The organism is Gordonia sp. DT101 (genome assembly GCF_049844895.1).
GTDB lineage: Bacteria > Actinomycetota > Actinomycetes > Mycobacteriales > Mycobacteriaceae > Gordonia.
This window is the reverse complement of the sequence record NZ_JBNCLX010000001.1, coordinates 293,375-308,719: the sequence shown is the minus strand read 5'-3', so window position 1 is coordinate 308,719 and position 15,345 is coordinate 293,375. Positions and strand designations below refer to the sequence as shown.

The window sequence follows — 15,345 nt, the reverse complement described above, 5'->3', positions numbered from 1 at the left end:
GATCGAAACTCTCGATCGGTGTCCGATTCGGGCGAACTGCGGGAAGAGGTGAACGATGACATCGGTGAGTGCCTGGTGGGACAGCGTCGAGGAGTGGCTGACCGGACTGTCCTTCGTCCCGCAGCTGCTGGTGACCCTCGTCGTCGTCATCCCGTTGGCCGTCCTGATCGCCGCGGCCCTCAATCTGCTGGTCGATACGGTCTCCGATGTCCTCGACCGCAGGCGGTTCGCCGATGACGACGGGAAGGGGCTCTAGACCATGATCCGGTCCCGTGTGACCCTCGCACTGATCGCACTGATCGTGCTGGTGGTCCTCGCGTGGGTGCTCACCCGCTAGCACAGCGAACTGCGCACCCCAAATCATCCACCTGACATGCGCAGGACACCGAAACGGCATTGCTAGCGTTTACGCGTCCAAGGTTGTGCCGGGGGCGGACGGGCGAGGGCTCGGTGATCCCGGTGGAGGCGTGTGAGCCCGGGAGGATTGCGTGGCGAGATCCGTGGTTGTGCGGAGTTGGCGAAGCGCCGTGGTGGCGGCTGTCACACTCATGGCCATCACCAGTGTGACGGCGTGTGGAGCCGGCTCGACGGACGTACCCGGAGGGGCGGACATCTCGAGTGGCAGTCGGCATGTGAACCTCGTGGCGTACGCCGTGCCCAAGCCCGGCTTCGACGTCATCATCCCCGCGTTCCGGGACACCGACGCAGGCCACGACATCGGTTTCTCCCAGTCCTATGGCGCCTCGGGCGACCAGTCCCGCAAGGTGGCCCGGCGGGTGCCGGCCGACGTCGTCAACTTCTCGGTGGAGCCCGACATCACCCGTCTGGTGAAAGAGGGGGTCGTCGACGAGGACTGGAAGAAGCAGGCACCCGACAACAGCACTCCGTTCGGTTCGGTGGTGGCCCTCGTGGTGCGCAAGGGCAACCCGAAGCACATCCGCGACTGGGACGATCTCCTCAAGCCGGGAGTGCAGGTCGTCACGCCCAATCCGGGCAGTTCGGGATCGGCGAAGTGGAACCTGCTCGCCCCGTACGCCGCGAAGAGCGATGGTGGCCGCAATTCCCAGGCGGGTCTCGACTACGTCAGCGAACTCGTCCGGGACCACATCACAGTGGTGCCCAAGTCCGGCCGCGAGGCGACAACCGCGTTCGAGCAGGGGCAGGGTGATGTCCTGATCAGCTATGAGAACGAGGCGATCATGCTCAACCGGGCCAACTCGTCGGTGCCGGCCGACGAACAGGTCGACTACCTCCTCCCGCCGCAGACCTTCAAGATCGAGAATCCGGTCGCCGTCGTCAACACCTCCACCGACAAGGAAGCCGCCACGTCGTTCGTCGACTATCTCTTCACACCCGCAGCCCAACAACTCTGGGCGCAGGAGGGGTTCCGTCCCGTGCTGCCGGACGTGGTCGCGCGGACACGCGACCTGTTCCCCGGCGACATCGCGAAGCTCTGGACGATCAACGAGGTCGGAGCCGTGCTCGGGGAGGGTACTGCGGCAGAGAACGACGGCAAGGACCTGACCGGATGGAAGGCCGTCGACTCGGCACTGTTCGGGTCGAAGGGCGCGATCACCGAGATCTACAACGCGGGAGGCCGGCAATGAGTACGCAGACGGTTGACTCCACCCCGCCAGGAGGATTCCTCGGGCGAAGCCGGACGTTCAGCGGGGTCTCGCCCGCCGGGGTCGGTGTCGCCTGGCTGTGGCTCAGCGTGATCGTCCTGCTGCCGATCGCGGCGATCACGGCGCAGGCCTTCACCGACGGCTGGGGCGGGTTCTGGGATGCGGTCACCGACCCGAACGCGCTCGACGCGCTGTGGATCACCGTCCTGGTCTCCGTGATCGTCGCGCTCATCAACGTCGTGTTCGGTACGTTGATCGCCTGGGTACTGGTACGAGACGAGTTCCCGGGCAAGGGATTCGTCAATGCGATCATCGATCTGCCCTTTGCGTTGCCGACGATCGTGGCCAGCCTGGTGCTGCTGTCCCTCTACGGTCCGAACAGTCCGATCGACATCCAGCTCAATGCGACGAAGCCGGCCCTGGTGGTCGCGCTGACCTTCGTCACCCTGCCGTTCGTGGTGCGGCAGGTCCAGCCGGTGCTCATCGAGCTCGACACCGACGTCGAGGAGGCCGCGGCGGTGCTGGGTGCGGGCAACTGGATCATCTGGACCAAGATCATCATGCCTGCGTTGTTGCCCGCCATCCTGACGGGCGCCGGCCTCGCCTTCACCCGTGCGATCGGCGAGTTCGGCTCGGTGGTCCTGATCGGCGGCAACATCCCCGGTGACACCCAGGTGGCGTCGCAATACATCCAGCAGCAGATCGAGGTCGACGAGCCGGTCAACGCCGCGGCCGTGTCGGTGATGCTCCTGGTGATCGCGTTCGTCGCGCTGCTCGTCCTGCGGATCATCGGCCGCCGCCAGTCCGTGCGAGAGGAGCAGGATCGATGAAGGTCTCCAGAACCACGCGATACACGTTGCGCACCATCGCGCTTCTCTACGTGTTCATCCTGCTCGTCGTGCCGGTGGGGCTCATCTTCTGGCGGTCGTTCGAGCACGGCCTGGGTCAGTTCTGGGAGTGGATCACCACCCCGGCCGCCATCGCCGCTCTCCAGTTGAGCCTGCTCATCGTCGTGATCGTGGTGCCGCTCAACGTGATCTTCGGTATCGTGACCGCACTCGCCCTCGTCCGCGGCCGGTTCCCGGGGAAGGGCTTCCTCCAGGCCGTGGTGGACCTCCCGTTCGCGGTCTCCCCGGTGGTGGCGGGTGTTGCGCTGATCCTGCTGTGGGGCTACGGGGGATGGTTCGGCGGGATCGAAAGCACCGGATTCCGCATCATCTTCGGATTCCCCGGCCTGGTGCTGGCCACCTTGTTCGTCACCCTGCCGTTCGTGGTGCGCGAAGTGGAGCCGGTGCTACGTGAGATCGGTACCGAGCAGGAGCAGGCGGCGGCGACGCTGGGCGCCAACGGGTGGCAGACCTTCAGCCGGATCACGTTGCCCGCCATCCGCTGGGGACTGACTTACGGCATCGTCCTGACGATCGCCCGCGCACTCGGCGAATACGGCGCGGTGACGATGGTGTCGTCGAACTTCCCGGGTATCTCGCAGACCCTGACGCTCTTGGTGAACTCGCGTTACACCGATGACTACAACGAATTCGGTGCCTACGCCGCGGCGACGCTGTTGATGCTGGTGGCCATCCTCGTCCTGGTGGCGATGACGCTGGTCGAACGACGGGCAAAGGGTCGCTACGCCGATGCGAGCGAAACCTACACCGGCAGCACCGAGGCCGACGTCGAACCCGACCTCACCGTTCCCCACGGTCCGGCATCCATCGATGCCCAGCAAGTCGTGCAGCGCAAGAAAGGCATCTGACATGTCCATCTCGGTTATCGGCGCGAACAAACGGTACGGCGACTTCGCGGCACTCGACGACGTGTCGATCGACATTCCGGAAGGATCGTTGACCTCGTTGCTCGGACCGTCGGGCTCCGGCAAATCCACCCTCCTGCGGGCCATCGCCGGTCTGGACAGTCTCGACTCGGGCACCGTCATCATCAGTGGGAACGACGTGTCGGGGGCGGCGCCGCAGAAGCGCGACATCGGATTCGTGTTCCAGCACTATGCGGCCTTCAAACATCTGACCGTGCGCGACAACATCGCGTTCGGGCTCAAGATCCGCAAGCGGCCCAAGGCACAGATCGACGCCAAGGTCGACGAGCTGCTCGACATCGTGGGACTCACCGTGTTCCAGCGGCGCTTCCCGTCGCAGCTCTCGGGAGGCCAGCGTCAGCGCATGGCGTTGGCCCGTGCATTGGCGGTGGACCCACAGGTCCTGCTCCTCGACGAGCCGTTCGGTGCCCTGGACGCGAAGGTCCGCGAGGATCTACGAAAGTGGTTGCGGCGGTTACACGAGGACGTCAACGTCACCACCGTCCTGGTGACGCACGATCAGCAGGAGGCGCTCGACGTGAGCGACCGGATCGCCGTGCTCAACAAGGGTCGGATCGAGCAGGTGGGTGCACCGGACGATCTCTACGACCGTCCGGCCAACGAGTTCGTGGCGTCGTTCCTCGGATCCACCGTGCGCCTCAACGGTGAGCTGGTGCGTCCGCACGACATCCGGATCGGCCGCAATCCGGAACTGGCGCTGCCGGCGGCGGATGCCTCGCTCGACACCGGTGTGATCAAGGCGACGGTGCAGCGGGTGGTCCATCTCGGATTCGAGACCCGGGTCGAATTGATCGCGGCCACCACCGGTGACGAGTTCCTGGCACAGATCACGCGAGGCGATGCCAACGCGCTCAATCTGCAGGCGGGAGAGGCGATCTACGCCCGAGCGACGAAGGTGGCCGCGCTGAGTGAATCGTGAGTGGGTGAATCGCGAGTGGGTGAATCGTGTGCGCACGACTCCTGAGCTCGTGCCGTACGGGTGGAGGCCGCGGTCCAGTAGTGGTGGCACACCGCATCGACGATGTCGCGGTGGGCGCCCAGCGGCCCGGCGACCAGGGCGCCCGGTGCGTGGGCATCGAGCGCGGCCTCGACCCGTTCGGTGAGCAGTCCGGCGGACAGGAAGTAGGGACTCACCGCGATGCGATCCGCTCCGGCGGTGCGGAGTCGGCGTACCGCGTTGCGCAGCTGCTGTTCTCGTGGCCCGAGTTTGGTGGCGAACACCACCTCCACCGGACGGTTCAGCACGGTGGACAGCTCGATGGCCCGGCGTCGGACGTGACGATCGGCGTCCGGATCCGATGATCCGACGGCACTCAGGATGATACCGGTGCGCCGACCGGCAGGTTCGTCCAATCCGGCCTCGGACAGCCGGTCGGCCAGCGCATTCGCCAGCGGGGACGTTCCGATGACCTCGGATCGGATCACCATCCGATCACGCCGATGGTGCTCGGCGATGATCGCGGGAAGATCGATCTTCTGGTGATAGCCGGCCGCGAAGAGCAGCGGCACCACCACACAATCCCCGGCGATCTCGTCGAGCGCATCGCCGACCAGCGGTGCGTTCAGGTCGAGGTAGGCCAGTCGTACGTCGACACCCGCCAGCGCGGTCGCGACGGCGTCGCGCACGCGGCCGGCCGTCGCCGGGAAGCGCGCGTCGCGACTGCCGTGTGCGACCAGCAGCAGGGTAGGGGTCACCGGAATCGAATCCTCAACGGTCTCAGACGAGTTCGGGCGTCGCCGACAGGTGGAGATTCGCCAGGGCATCGCCGACGAGGCCGGCGCCGAGGGTGTTCCCGCCCTGCGGATCGATCAGCAGGAAGCTGCCCGACTCCCGGTTGACCTGGTAGTCGTCCGGCGCGATCGGTTCCGCGGTCTGGATCGCGATCCGGCCGATCTGGTTCAGCTCCACCGTGTCGGGGGCGTCGATGAGCGCGAGCGTCTGCTCATCGAACAACACCTCGAGTCCACCGACGATCGCCTGGGTGGTCCTGGTGCCATGTTTGAGCAGCAACCGGGAGCCCGGCCGCAGTGGCTTCTCGGCGAGCCAGCAGACCGTGGCGGTGAACTGCTGGGCAGGCTCCGGCGCATCCGCGACGGCAGCGATCAGGTCGCCGCGCGACACGTCCACGTCATCGTCGAGCAACAGCGTCACGCTGCGCCCGGTGTGGGCGGTGGTGAATTCGCCGTCGGCCGTATCGATCTGGCGGACCGTGCTGCGGACACCGGAGGGCAGGATGACGACCTCGTCACCGACCGAGACGCGCCCGGCCGCGATCTGCCCCGCGTAGCCACGGTAATCGGGATACTCGGGGGTACGCGGACGGATCACGTACTGGACGGGGAAGCGCAGCCCGACCGGCCGGGTATCGGCCACATTCGGGACCGTCTCGAGATGCTCGATCAGCGCGGGACCGTCGTAGTACGGCGTGTTCTCGGACCGCGTGGCGACGTTGTCGCCGTTCAGTGCCGAGACCGGGATGGCGGTCACCTGCTCCGGCGACCATCCCAACGAGCGCGTGAGTTCGCCGAACTCGGCGGAGATCTGCGCGAAGGCTGCCTCCTGGTCGTCGACCAGGTCGATCTTGTTGACCGCCAACACGAGCTGGGGCACGCCGAGGAGGGCCATCACCGCGGTGTGACGACGGGTCTGGGCGACCACACCATTGCGTGCGTCGACGAGCAGGATCACCAGCTGGGCGGTCGACGCGCCGGAAACCGTGTTCCGGGTGTACTGCACGTGGCCCGGGGTGTCGGCGAGCACGAATGACCGTGCCGGCGTGGCGAAGTAGCGGTAGGCCACGTCGATCGTGATGCCCTGCTCGCGCTCGGCGCGCAGGCCGTCGACGAGCAGCGAGAGGTCGGGACCCTCGAGGCCACGGTCCACCGACGCCTTGGTGACGGCGTCGATCTGATCGGCGAGAACCGATTTGGTGTCGTAGAGCAGCCGGCCGACGAGCGTCGACTTGCCGTCGTCGACGCTGCCCGCGGTCGCGATGCGGAGAAGGTCGGGAGCATGTGACATCAGAAGTATCCTTCGCGTTTGCGGTCTTCCATCGCGGCCTCGGAGACCCGGTCGTCGCCGCGGGTCGCACCGCGCTCGGTGAGTCGGGAGGCGGCCACCTCGGCCAGCACAGCGTCGTTGTCGGCGGCGTCGGAGAGCACGGCGCCGGTCGACGATCCGTCACCGACGGTCCGGTAGCGGACCCTGCGGCGCTCGACGGTCTCGCCCTCGCGCGGACCGCCCCACGAACCGGAGGTCATCCACATGCCGTCGCGCAGGAACACGTCGCGCTCGTGCGCGTAGTAGATCTGCGGCAGCAGCACCTGCTCGCGGCCGATGTAGCGCCAGATGTCGAGCTCGGTCCAGTTCGACAGCGGGAACACGCGGACATGCTCACCCGGCGCGTGTCGACCGTTGTAGAGATTCCACAGCTCTGGGCGCTGCCGCTTCGGATCCCATTGACCGAAGGCGTTGCGCAGGGAGAAGATCCGCTCTTTGGCCCGCGACCGCTCCTCGTCGCGACGTCCGCCGCCGAAGACCGCGTCGAAGCGGTTCTCGGTGATCGCGTCGAGCAGCGGGATGGTCTGCAACGGGTTGCGCACGCCGTCCGGGCGTTCGGTGAGCCGACCGTCGGCGAGGTAGTCCTCCACCTTCGCCACGTGCAGGCGCAGCCCGTGCCGCTCGACCACCTGGTCGCGGAACTCCAGCACCTCGGTCAGGTTGTGGCCGGTGTCCACGTGCAGCAGCGAGAACGGTAGGGGAGCAGGCCAGAAGGCCTTGAGCGCCAGGTGCAGCAGCACCGTGGAGTCCTTGCCGCCGGAGAACAGGATCACCGGCCGCTCGAACTCACCGGCCACCTCACGGAAGATGTGGATGGCCTCGGACTCGAGAGCGTCGAGGGTGGTGAAGTCGTCGGTGTCGGCCTCGACCGCGGAGGCGCTGGTCGCGGTGGCGTCGGCGATGGTCATGCGTGGAGCCCACATTCTGTCTTGGCGCGACCGGCCCAACGGCCACTGCGCGGATCGGATCCGGGTTCGGGTTTGGCTGTGCACGGGGCGCAGCCGATCGACGGATAGCCGTCGTCGACCAGCGGGTTGACGAGCACCCCGTTGGTGTCGATGTAGTCCTGCATCGTCTCGTCCGACCACGCGGCGATCGGGTTGATCTTCACCAGCCCGAATCCCTCGTCGAAGGAGATGAGCGGTGCATTCGCACGGGTCGGCGCCTCCACTCGGCGGATGCCGGTGATCCAGGCGTCGTACTGCGAGAGACCGGACTTGAGCGGGACGACCTTGCGCAGGCGGCAGCACTCACCCGGGTCGCGGGCGAACAGGTTGCGACCCAACAGTTCGTCCTGCTCGGCGACGCTGTGCTCTGGAGTCAGGTTGACCATCTCGACGCCGTAGACCTGCTCGACGGCATCGCGGGTGCCGATGGTCTCGGCGAAGTGATAGCCGGTGTCGAGGAAGAGCACCTTGAGCTTCTCGCCGTGCAGTTGGTCGGTGTCGACATTCTTGCTGGCGAGATCGACGAGCGCCGCGTCCTGCATGTTGGAGGCGACGACGAAGTTGTCACCGAAGGTCTCCGCGGTCCAGCGCAGCAGTTCCTCGGGGGTCGCGTCCGCCCCGAGGTCGCGCGCGCCCGCCTCGGCGATGGCACGCAACTCGTCTTCGGTGTGGCGGCGACCCGTCGCGGTGGTGGGCGTGCTCATCGCAAGGCCTCCTCATCCGCGCGAACGGCCCACTGGGCGAACCGTTCTCCGTCTTCTTTCTGATCCACGAAGTTGCGCACCACGCGGTCGATATAGTCACCGAGTTCGGTGGACAGGACCTTGTGTTGCCGCAGTTTGCGGCCGAAACCGGCATCCTGGCCGAGGCTTCCGCCGAGGTGGACCTGGAACCCGTCGGTCTGGTCGCCGTTCTCGTCCTCGACGAGCTGACCCTTGAAGCCGATGTCGGCCACCTGCGAGCGTGCGCAGGAATTGGGGCAGCCATTGATGTTGACGGTGATCGGGAGGTCGAGATGGGAATTGATGTCGGCCAGGCGCTCTTCGAGCTCGGGCACCAACTTCTGGGAACGCTTGCGCGTTTCGGTGAACGACAGCTTGCAGAACTCGATGCCGCTGCAGGCCATCAGGTTCTGATGCCAGTTCGACGGCCGGGCGGACAGGCCCAGTGCGCCGACCTCCTCGATGATCTGCTCCACCTTGTCGTCGGGAACGTCGAGGACGACCAGCTTCTGGTACGGCGTGAAGCGGATGCGGTCGGAACCGACACGCTCGGCGGCGTCGGCGATGGCGGTGAGGATCGTGCCGGAGACACGACCGGCGACGGCAGCGAACCCGACGGAGTTGAGCCCGTTCTTCAGGCGCTGGACGCCGACGTGGTCGCGGGGACGGGTGAGTGTTTCGGGGGCCGGGCCGTCGATCAGCTTGCGGCCCAGATACTCGTCCTCGAGGACCTGACGGAACTTCTCGATGCCCCAGTCCTTGATGAGGAACTTCAGGCGTGCCTTGGCACGCAACCGGCGGTAGCCGTAGTCGCGGAAGATCGCGACCACGCCCTCCCACACGTCGGGTACCTCGTCGAGCGGAATCCACGCACCGACCCGCTGCGCGAGCATCGGGTTGGTGGACAGGCCACCGCCCACCCAGAGATCCAGACCCGGTCCGTGTTCGGGGTGGTTCACGCCGATGAAAGCGACGTCGTTGGTCTCGTGCGAAACGTCCTGCAGTCCGGAGATGGCCGTCTTGAACTTGCGCGGCAGGTTCGAATACTCCGGGTTACCGATGTAGCGACGCACGATCTCGTCGATCGCCGGGGTGGGATCGAGGACCTCGTCCACCGCATCACCGGCGAGCGGGGAGCCGAGCACCACGCGCGGGCAGTCGCCGCACGCCTCGGTCGTCTTGAGTCCGACACCTTCGATGCGTTCCCAGATGGTCGGGACGTCCTCGATGCGAATCCAGTGATATTGGACGTTCTCTCGGTTGGACAGATCGGCGGTGTCCCGGGCGAACTCGGTCGAGATCTGGCCCAGGGTCCTCAGCTGCGCCACATCGAGCGCGCCCGCATCACAGCGGATGCGCATCATGAAGTGGCTGTCTTCGAGGATGTCGATGTTCTCGTCGCCGGTCCAGGTGCCGTCGTAGCCTTCGGCGCGCTGGGTGTACAGGCCCCACCAGCGCATCCGGCCGCGCAGGTCCTGCTTGTCGATCGACTCGAACCCCTGCTTGGCGTAGATGTTCTCGATCCGGGCGCGCACGTTGAGCGGGTTGTCGTCCTTCTTGATCTGCTCGTTGGGATTCAGTGGCTCGCGGTAACCGAGCTTCCACTGGCCTTCCGCGCGACGCTTGGTCGGCCGGGCCTTGCGGGCCGGGCGCTCGCCGCGGGCCGGCCGGTTGCCTGCAGGCGTTGCGGGCTTCGATCCGGCGGCGTCATCCTTCGCAGCGGGCTCTGTGGCCGCATTCGAGGTGGTCACGGAAAGATCGTCGGTGGTGGACGTCATGAAGTCTCCTGAGCCGACGCAGCAAGCGTCAGCATTCACATGGAAGTGGGCTGGAAACGTGCTGGCATACCCGCGGCTGAGCGGGGACTTCTCGGGGCCGACCTGTCGTCAGGAGACAGTGAGCACGTCGTCTAAGGACGACAGAATGCGCTGCAGACGCGCTTGAGATCGATGTGGCGTCGGGCTGCGAGCCACACCCCTGAGGAAGTCACGCCGTTCATAGTGCCACGCTGCCCCTTGCCTCGTCTACTTGGGGTTATTTTCCCTCACGATGAGGGAAAGCCCTGTCGGGAGGTCTGCTCCTAGAAGTCAAGGCGCTCGGGGCGGGAGGTATTCCCGCTGTCCGGAGGCATCGCCGGCGGCCGATCGGCGTGGTCCGGTTCCTGACGTGGTCCGGTTTCTGGCGTGGTCACGGTCACACCGTGCCGGGCGAGCATGATGGAGGAGTGAAGGTCGAGATGGAATCGGGCACCGATGGCGTCGTAGGTGCCGCGTGTGGCGCGGTCGACGCCGCGACGCCGCTCGGCCTGTATCTGCACGTTCCGTTCTGTGCGACGCGCTGCGGATACTGCGACTTCAACACGTACACAGCGGGCGAGCTGGGGAGTTCGTCGTCGCCGGAATCCTGGCAGGAGGCCGTCGACCGCGAGCTGAGAAGTGCTGCGCGACTGATGAACCCGACTCGACCGATCTCGACGGTCTTTGTCGGCGGGGGTACCCCGTCGCTGTTGGGTGCGGCGGGTTTGTCGAGGCTGCTGAGCTCGGTGACCGAGTACTTCGATCTCGCCGACGATGCCGAGGTGACCACCGAGTCCAACCCGGAATCGACGTCGCCGGAATTCTTCGAGGGGCTGCTCGGGGCAGGGTTCAACCGCATCTCCCTCGGTATGCAGTCCGCCGCTCCGCACGTGCTGGCAACCCTGGATCGCACGCATACGCCGGGCCGTGCGGTCGCCGCAGCCCGCGAGGCGACCGCTGCGGGGTTCGACCACATCAATCTCGACCTGATCTACGGCACGCCGGGAGAGACCGACGATGACCTGCACTCGAGTCTGGATGCCGTCCTCTCGACCGAGGTGGACCACGTCTCCGCGTACGCCCTGATCGTCGAGGACGGCACCGCTCTGGCCCGGCGCATTCGGCGCGGCGAGTTACCTGCCCCCGACGATGACGTCCTCGCCGACCGGTACCGCATTCTCGACGACCGGCTGTCGACGGCGGGTTTCGACTGGTACGAGGTGTCGAACTGGTCGCGGTCGCGCGCCGCGGAATGCCGGCACAACCTGGCGTACTGGTACAGCCACGACTGGTGGGGAATCGGACCGGGCGCCCACTCGCACGTGAACGGCGTGCGGTGGTGGAACCTCAAACATCCGGCACGGTATGCGGATTCACTTGCCGCCGAACAGCTCCCGATCGGTGGACACGAGATCCTCACGTCGGAGGACCGACATCTCGAAGCGGTGATGCTCAAGGCGCGTTGCCGCGACGGGCTGGGGGTCGACGAACTCACCGCAGGTGAATATCAGCGGGCGGCAGAGTTCATCGACGACGGACTGCTTGAACACGTGGGCAGCGTCGGTGCCCGGCTCGTGCTCACCGACGCGGGCCGATTGCTTGCCGACCGTGTGGTGCGCGAGATCCTGGTCGCCGGCTGACGGCCGGCCGAAATCGACCGTGGTCTCACCATTCGGGAGGCTGCCGGCCCGCCACCGGGACCGTCCAGCCGGTACTGCGTGCGCCGCGCCGGTGCATGCCGCCGGCCGACTCCCGTCCCGGGGATGGGAGCTCCGCCGTGTCCACCTGGTCCTCCACCGGCGCTGCCCCGGGATCGAGGTCGAGATCGAGCGCGTCGAGGTCGAGCATCCGGGCGTGGATGATGTGACGGTTCCGCAGCGCGGACCGTACGGCCCGGTGCAGTCCGTCTTCTAGATAGAGCTCTCCGTGCCATCGGACAACGTGGGAGAACAGGTCGCCGTAGAACGTGGAGTCCTCACTGAGGAGCCGGTCGAGGGCGAGCACCGTGGTGACCGTGGTCAGCTCGTTCAGGCGGAACTGCCGGGGCGGGATCTTCGCCCATCCGCGCGCCGACAATCCGTGGTCGGGATAGGGCTTACCCTCCCGCACCCCCTTGAAGATCATCCCGGAACTTTCTGAAGATTCGCCGGCACGGTGATGGTCACCGGCGCACGGCCAGGCGCGAAAAAACTGTTTGAGCGAGTTTCGCGCCACGGTTCGTAAGATGGACGTCACCTACTGTATGGCAGAGTGCTGTGCCGGGAGGAGTGTCGCGTGTCGAGTACTGATGATCGTCGATTCGAGATCCTGCGCGCGATCGTGACGGATTTCGTCGAATCGCAGGAACCCATCGGTTCCAAGGCGATCGTCGATCGCCATCAGCTCGGGGTGTCGAGCGCCACCGTGCGCAACGACATGGCGGTCCTCGAAGCCGAGGGGTACATCGCCCAGCCCCATACGAGTTCCGGACGTGTGCCGACCGACAAGGGTTACCGGATGTTCGTGGACCGGATCAGTGAGGTCAAGCCCCTGTCGGCAGCCGAGCGTCGCGCCATCCTGTCGGTCCTCGATTCCGGTGTGGATCTCGACGACGTGCTACGACGCTCGGTCAAACTGCTCGCCCAGTTGACGCGACAGGTGGCGGTCATCCAGTACCCGGTGCTGTCGACGGCCACGGTGCGGCACCTCGAGGTGGTGTCGTTGTCGCCGTCCCGGTTGTTGTTGGTGGTGATCACCGACACCGGTCGCGTCGAGCAGCGGATGGTGGCGCTCAGCGACGACCTCGTCGAAGACGATTTCGTGCGGTTGCGTGACATGTTCTCCGCGGCTCTCTACGGGAAGCGGCTCGAGGCGGCATCGGCCGCGGTTGCCGAGGTGGCGAACGAGGCGCCCGATGACATCCGCGACGTGGTGATCAACGTGGCCACGGTGCTCGTCGAGACACTGGTGGAACGCGGCGACGACCGTCTGGTGCTGGGTGGCACGTCGAATCTGGCCCGCGCCGCGGCGGATTTCACACCGGTCGTCGGCGGGATGGACTCGGTGCTCGACGCCCTCGAGGAGCAGGTCGTGGTGCTGAAGCTGCTCGCCACCACCCAACGGATGGGAGGGGTCACAGTCCAGATCGGAGAGGAGACCCAGACCGAGAACCTGCGTGGTACCTCGGTTGTCTCGACAGGGTACGGTGCATCGGGCACGGTGTTCGGCGGCGTCGGTGTGGTCGGCCCCACACGCATGGACTATCCGGGAACAATCGCGTCGGTCGCGGCCGTTGCCAAGTACGTAGGCGAGGTCTTGGCCGATCGCTGACCTGTGTGGCCGCCACCATGCGGCCCCGGTCCGACAGAGATGCCGACAGCCGGCCACGACCGCAGACGCCGACCATCAGCAGACCAAGTGTGAGATAGAGGACCGAGACGACCGTGGCACGTGACTACTACGGAATCCTGGGTGTCGCCAAAGGCGCCACCGACCAGGAGATCAAGCGCGCATATCGCAAGAAGGCGCGGGAACTGCACCCCGATGTGAATCCGGGTGAGGAAGAGCGTTTCAAGGAGGTCAGCACCGCCTACGAGGTGCTGACCGATCCCGAGAAGCGCCGCATCGTGGACGCGGGCGGAGATCCGCTGGCCGGTCCGGGTGCGGGCGGCTTCGGCGGGGGATTCGGCGGCAGCGGCGGTCTCGGTGACGTCTTCGAGGCGTTCTTCGGATCCAGCGGTGGTTTCGGCGGCGGCGGATTCGGGTCCGGTCGAGGCCCGCGCAGCCGGGTGCAGCCGGGTGAGCCTGCTCTGGTGGCCGTGGAACTCGACCTCGAGGAGTGCGCCGCCGGGGTCAACAAGGAGATCACCGTCGACACCGCGATCCTCTGTGACCTCTGCAAGGGCTCCGGGACGCACGGCGATTCGAAGCCGATCAGCTGCGACACGTGCAACGGCGCCGGCGAGATCCAGGCGGTCCAGCGGTCGTTCCTCGGTCAGGTGATGACCGTTCGCGAATGCCCGACCTGCCACGGCGTCGGCGAGGTGATCCCGGACCCCTGTCGCAAGTGCGGTGGCGACGGGCGCGTGCGTTCCCGCCGGACGATGACGGTCAAGATCCCGGCCGGGATCGAGAGCGGGATGCGGGTCCGCCTTTCCGGGCAAGGTGAGATCGGCGCGGGCGGCGGACCTGCCGGTGACCTGTACGTCGAGGTCAGTGAGCGCCCGAACGACGTGTTCATCCGCGACAAGGATGACCTGCACTGCACCATCCGGGTGCCGATCGTCGACGCGGCCCTCGGCGGCTCGATCGACATCGACACCATCCTCGACGGCACCGCTCGCATCACCATCGCTGCGGGCACCCAGCCCGGGCAGGTGGTCAAGGTGAAGGGCCAGGGCATGCCGCACCTGAACACCGGGGTGCGCGGCACTCTGCACGCTCACCTCGACGTCGTGGTGCCGACGAAACTCGATGCGGCCCAGACCGAGGCCCTGACCACCTTCCGCGACGCATCCGACGATCGCGTCGAGGTGGTCACGACGGCGACCGGTGCGGCAGCGGGCGGATTGTTCTCCCGGCTGCGCAACGCCTTCGCCGGGCGTTGACGACCGGAGCCCGTGGGTGAGTCCGCCGCTGTTCTGGGTCGACGAGGTGCCACGTGTGGGCTCCGACGTGACCCTGTCCGGTCCGGAGGGCCGACACGCGGTGACCGTGGCACGCGTGGCGGTCGGTGAGGAGGTCACCGTCGGGGACGGTCGCGGCTCCACCGCATCGTGTGAGGTGAGCGCGATCACCGCGAAGGACACCCTGGTGGCGAGGGCGCACACCTACGGATATGCCGAGCCGCCTAGGCCACGTGTCACGGTGGTGCAGGCATTGCCCAAGTCCGAGCGTTCGGAGCTCGCCGTCGATCTGGCGACCGAGGCGGGCGCCGATCGGATCGTGCCGTGGCAGGCCGCCCGGTGCGTAGCCCGTTGGACGGGGAAGTCGGAGAAGGGCCACGCGAAGTGGTCCGCCGCCGCGTCGGCGGCTGCCAAACAGAGCCGTCGGGCCTGGATTCCCGAGATCGCCCCGTTGGCGTCGACCACCGACATCCGGGCGAGATGTGCCGACGTCGTCGCCGCGGGCGGTCTGGTCGCGGTCCTGCACGAACACGGTGTGACGCCCCTGCGCGAGCTACCACTGGCGGACGCGACCGAACTGGTCCTGGTGATCGGTCCTGAGGGCGGCCTCGACGACATCGAGATCGCCGACCTCTCGGCACTCGGCGCGGCCTCGGTGATCCTCGGACCAGAGGTGTTGAGGACGTCGAGTGCGGCCGCAGTGGCGCTCGGCGCGGTCGGTGTGCTGACGGATCGGTGGGCACGTCGTTGAGGCGA

At 66.7% G+C, this 15,345-nt stretch carries 15 protein-coding genes; 9 read left to right on the top strand and 6 right to left on the bottom strand.

Annotated elements, in window-relative coordinates:
* Window positions 1-55: 55 nt before the first annotated feature.
* The 5 genes from ACLQ3I_RS01485 to ACLQ3I_RS01465 all read left to right on the top strand — a co-directional run bounded on the left by ACLQ3I_RS01485 (window position 56) and on the right by ACLQ3I_RS01465 (window position 4,378).
* Entirely contained in the window at window positions 56-256 is a 201-nt protein-coding gene (locus ACLQ3I_RS01485; protein WP_425791655.1) for a hypothetical protein, read from the top strand.
* 292 nt (window positions 257-548) lie between these two features.
* The gene (locus ACLQ3I_RS01480) at window positions 549-1,607 is read left to right on the top strand and encodes a sulfate ABC transporter substrate-binding protein (protein ID WP_425791657.1); all 1,059 of its coding nucleotides are present in this window, start codon (window positions 549-551) and stop codon (window positions 1,605-1,607) included.
* Complete coding sequence (gene cysT / locus ACLQ3I_RS01475; RefSeq protein WP_425799931.1) at window positions 1,604-2,455, top strand: sulfate ABC transporter permease subunit CysT; 852 nt, start codon at window positions 1,604-1,606, stop codon at window positions 2,453-2,455. The genes ACLQ3I_RS01480 and cysT overlap by 4 nt, the downstream gene beginning before the upstream one ends.
* Window positions 2,452-3,381: a sulfate ABC transporter permease subunit CysW gene (cysW, locus tag ACLQ3I_RS01470; RefSeq protein WP_425791661.1), complete on the top strand. Its 930-nt coding sequence runs from the start codon at window positions 2,452-2,454 to the stop codon at window positions 3,379-3,381. Before cysT ends, cysW begins: the two co-directional genes overlap by 4 nt.
* A gap of 1 nt (window position 3,382) precedes the next feature.
* Complete coding sequence (locus ACLQ3I_RS01465; protein ID WP_425791663.1) at window positions 3,383-4,378, top strand: sulfate/molybdate ABC transporter ATP-binding protein; 996 nt, start codon at window positions 3,383-3,385, stop codon at window positions 4,376-4,378.
* Here ACLQ3I_RS01465 and ACLQ3I_RS01460 read toward each other — a convergent pair.
* The 5 genes from ACLQ3I_RS01460 to ACLQ3I_RS01440 are packed head-to-tail and all read right to left on the bottom strand — an operon-like array spanning window position 4,336 to window position 9,967.
* Entirely contained in the window at window positions 4,336-5,154 is an 819-nt protein-coding gene (locus ACLQ3I_RS01460; RefSeq protein ID WP_425791665.1) for a sirohydrochlorin chelatase, read from the bottom strand. The genes ACLQ3I_RS01465 and ACLQ3I_RS01460 overlap by 43 nt on opposite strands.
* A 22-nt stretch (window positions 5,155-5,176) precedes the next feature.
* Window positions 5,177-6,481 (bottom strand): sulfate adenylyltransferase subunit 1, encoded by a 1,305-nt coding sequence (locus ACLQ3I_RS01455; RefSeq protein ID WP_425791667.1) that lies wholly within the window; start codon window positions 6,479-6,481, stop codon window positions 5,177-5,179.
* Window positions 6,481-7,428, bottom strand: coding sequence for a sulfate adenylyltransferase subunit CysD (gene cysD / locus ACLQ3I_RS01450; RefSeq protein ID WP_425791669.1), 948 nt, complete (start codon window positions 7,426-7,428; stop codon window positions 6,481-6,483). Before cysD ends, ACLQ3I_RS01455 begins: the two co-directional genes overlap by 1 nt.
* Complete coding sequence (locus ACLQ3I_RS01445; protein WP_425791671.1) at window positions 7,425-8,171, bottom strand: phosphoadenylyl-sulfate reductase; 747 nt, start codon at window positions 8,169-8,171, stop codon at window positions 7,425-7,427. Before ACLQ3I_RS01445 ends, cysD begins: the two co-directional genes overlap by 4 nt.
* Entirely contained in the window at window positions 8,168-9,967 is a 1,800-nt protein-coding gene (locus ACLQ3I_RS01440) for a nitrite/sulfite reductase (protein ID WP_425791673.1), read from the bottom strand. Before ACLQ3I_RS01440 ends, ACLQ3I_RS01445 begins: the two co-directional genes overlap by 4 nt.
* 446 nt (window positions 9,968-10,413) lie before the next feature.
* On the opposite strand from ACLQ3I_RS01440, the gene hemW reads away from it, so the two are divergent.
* Window positions 10,414-11,625: a radical SAM family heme chaperone HemW gene (gene hemW / locus ACLQ3I_RS01435; protein WP_425799930.1), complete on the top strand. Its 1,212-nt coding sequence runs from the start codon at window positions 10,414-10,416 to the stop codon at window positions 11,623-11,625.
* A gap of 25 nt (window positions 11,626-11,650) precedes the next feature.
* Here hemW and ACLQ3I_RS01430 read toward each other — a convergent pair whose 3' ends face one another.
* Window positions 11,651-12,109: a type II toxin-antitoxin system VapB family antitoxin gene (locus tag ACLQ3I_RS01430; RefSeq protein WP_425791677.1), complete on the bottom strand. Its 459-nt coding sequence runs from the start codon at window positions 12,107-12,109 to the stop codon at window positions 11,651-11,653.
* Between the two features lie 150 nt (window positions 12,110-12,259).
* Here ACLQ3I_RS01430 and hrcA point away from each other — a divergent pair, with 150 nt between their 5' ends.
* The 3 genes from hrcA (at window position 12,260) to ACLQ3I_RS01415 (ending at window position 15,340) form a co-directional block, all read left to right on the top strand.
* On the top strand, window positions 12,260-13,294 hold the full coding sequence (hrcA, locus tag ACLQ3I_RS01425) for a heat-inducible transcriptional repressor HrcA (protein ID WP_425791679.1): 1,035 nt from the start codon (window positions 12,260-12,262) through the stop codon (window positions 13,292-13,294).
* A 113-nt stretch (window positions 13,295-13,407) separates the two neighbouring features.
* The gene (dnaJ, locus tag ACLQ3I_RS01420; RefSeq protein ID WP_267629392.1) at window positions 13,408-14,571 is read left to right on the top strand and encodes a molecular chaperone DnaJ; all 1,164 of its coding nucleotides are present in this window, start codon (window positions 13,408-13,410) and stop codon (window positions 14,569-14,571) included.
* A gap of 16 nt (window positions 14,572-14,587) precedes the next feature.
* Window positions 14,588-15,340, top strand: coding sequence for a 16S rRNA (uracil(1498)-N(3))-methyltransferase (locus ACLQ3I_RS01415; RefSeq protein WP_425791681.1), 753 nt, complete (start codon window positions 14,588-14,590; stop codon window positions 15,338-15,340).
* Window positions 15,341-15,345: the final 5 nt, after the last annotated feature.

What these genes read in the sequence shown, in the direction of transcription:
- ACLQ3I_RS01485 (WP_425791655.1), top strand. Translation starts at nt 56, where the DNA reads ATGACATCGGTGAGTGCCTGGTGGGACAGCGTCGAGGAGTGGCTGACC.
- ACLQ3I_RS01480 (WP_425791657.1), top strand. Translation starts at nt 549, where the DNA reads ATGGCCATCACCAGTGTGACGGCGTGTGGAGCCGGCTCGACGGACGTA.
- cysT (WP_425799931.1), top strand. Translation starts at nt 1,604, where the DNA reads ATGAGTACGCAGACGGTTGACTCCACCCCGCCAGGAGGATTCCTCGGG.
- cysW (WP_425791661.1), top strand. Translation starts at nt 2,452, where the DNA reads ATGAAGGTCTCCAGAACCACGCGATACACGTTGCGCACCATCGCGCTT.
- ACLQ3I_RS01465 (WP_425791663.1), top strand. Translation starts at nt 3,383, where the DNA reads ATGTCCATCTCGGTTATCGGCGCGAACAAACGGTACGGCGACTTCGCG.
- ACLQ3I_RS01455 (WP_425791667.1), bottom strand. Translation starts at nt 6,481, where the DNA reads ATGTCACATGCTCCCGACCTTCTCCGCATCGCGACCGCGGGCAGCGTC.
- cysD (WP_425791669.1), bottom strand. Translation starts at nt 7,428, where the DNA reads ATGACCATCGCCGACGCCACCGCGACCAGCGCCTCCGCGGTCGAGGCC.
- ACLQ3I_RS01445 (WP_425791671.1), bottom strand. Translation starts at nt 8,171, where the DNA reads ATGAGCACGCCCACCACCGCGACGGGTCGCCGCCACACCGAAGACGAG.
- ACLQ3I_RS01440 (WP_425791673.1), bottom strand. Translation starts at nt 9,967, where the DNA reads ATGACGTCCACCACCGACGATCTTTCCGTGACCACCTCGAATGCGGCC.
- ACLQ3I_RS01430 (WP_425791677.1), bottom strand. Translation starts at nt 12,109, where the DNA reads ATGATCTTCAAGGGGGTGCGGGAGGGTAAGCCCTATCCCGACCACGGA.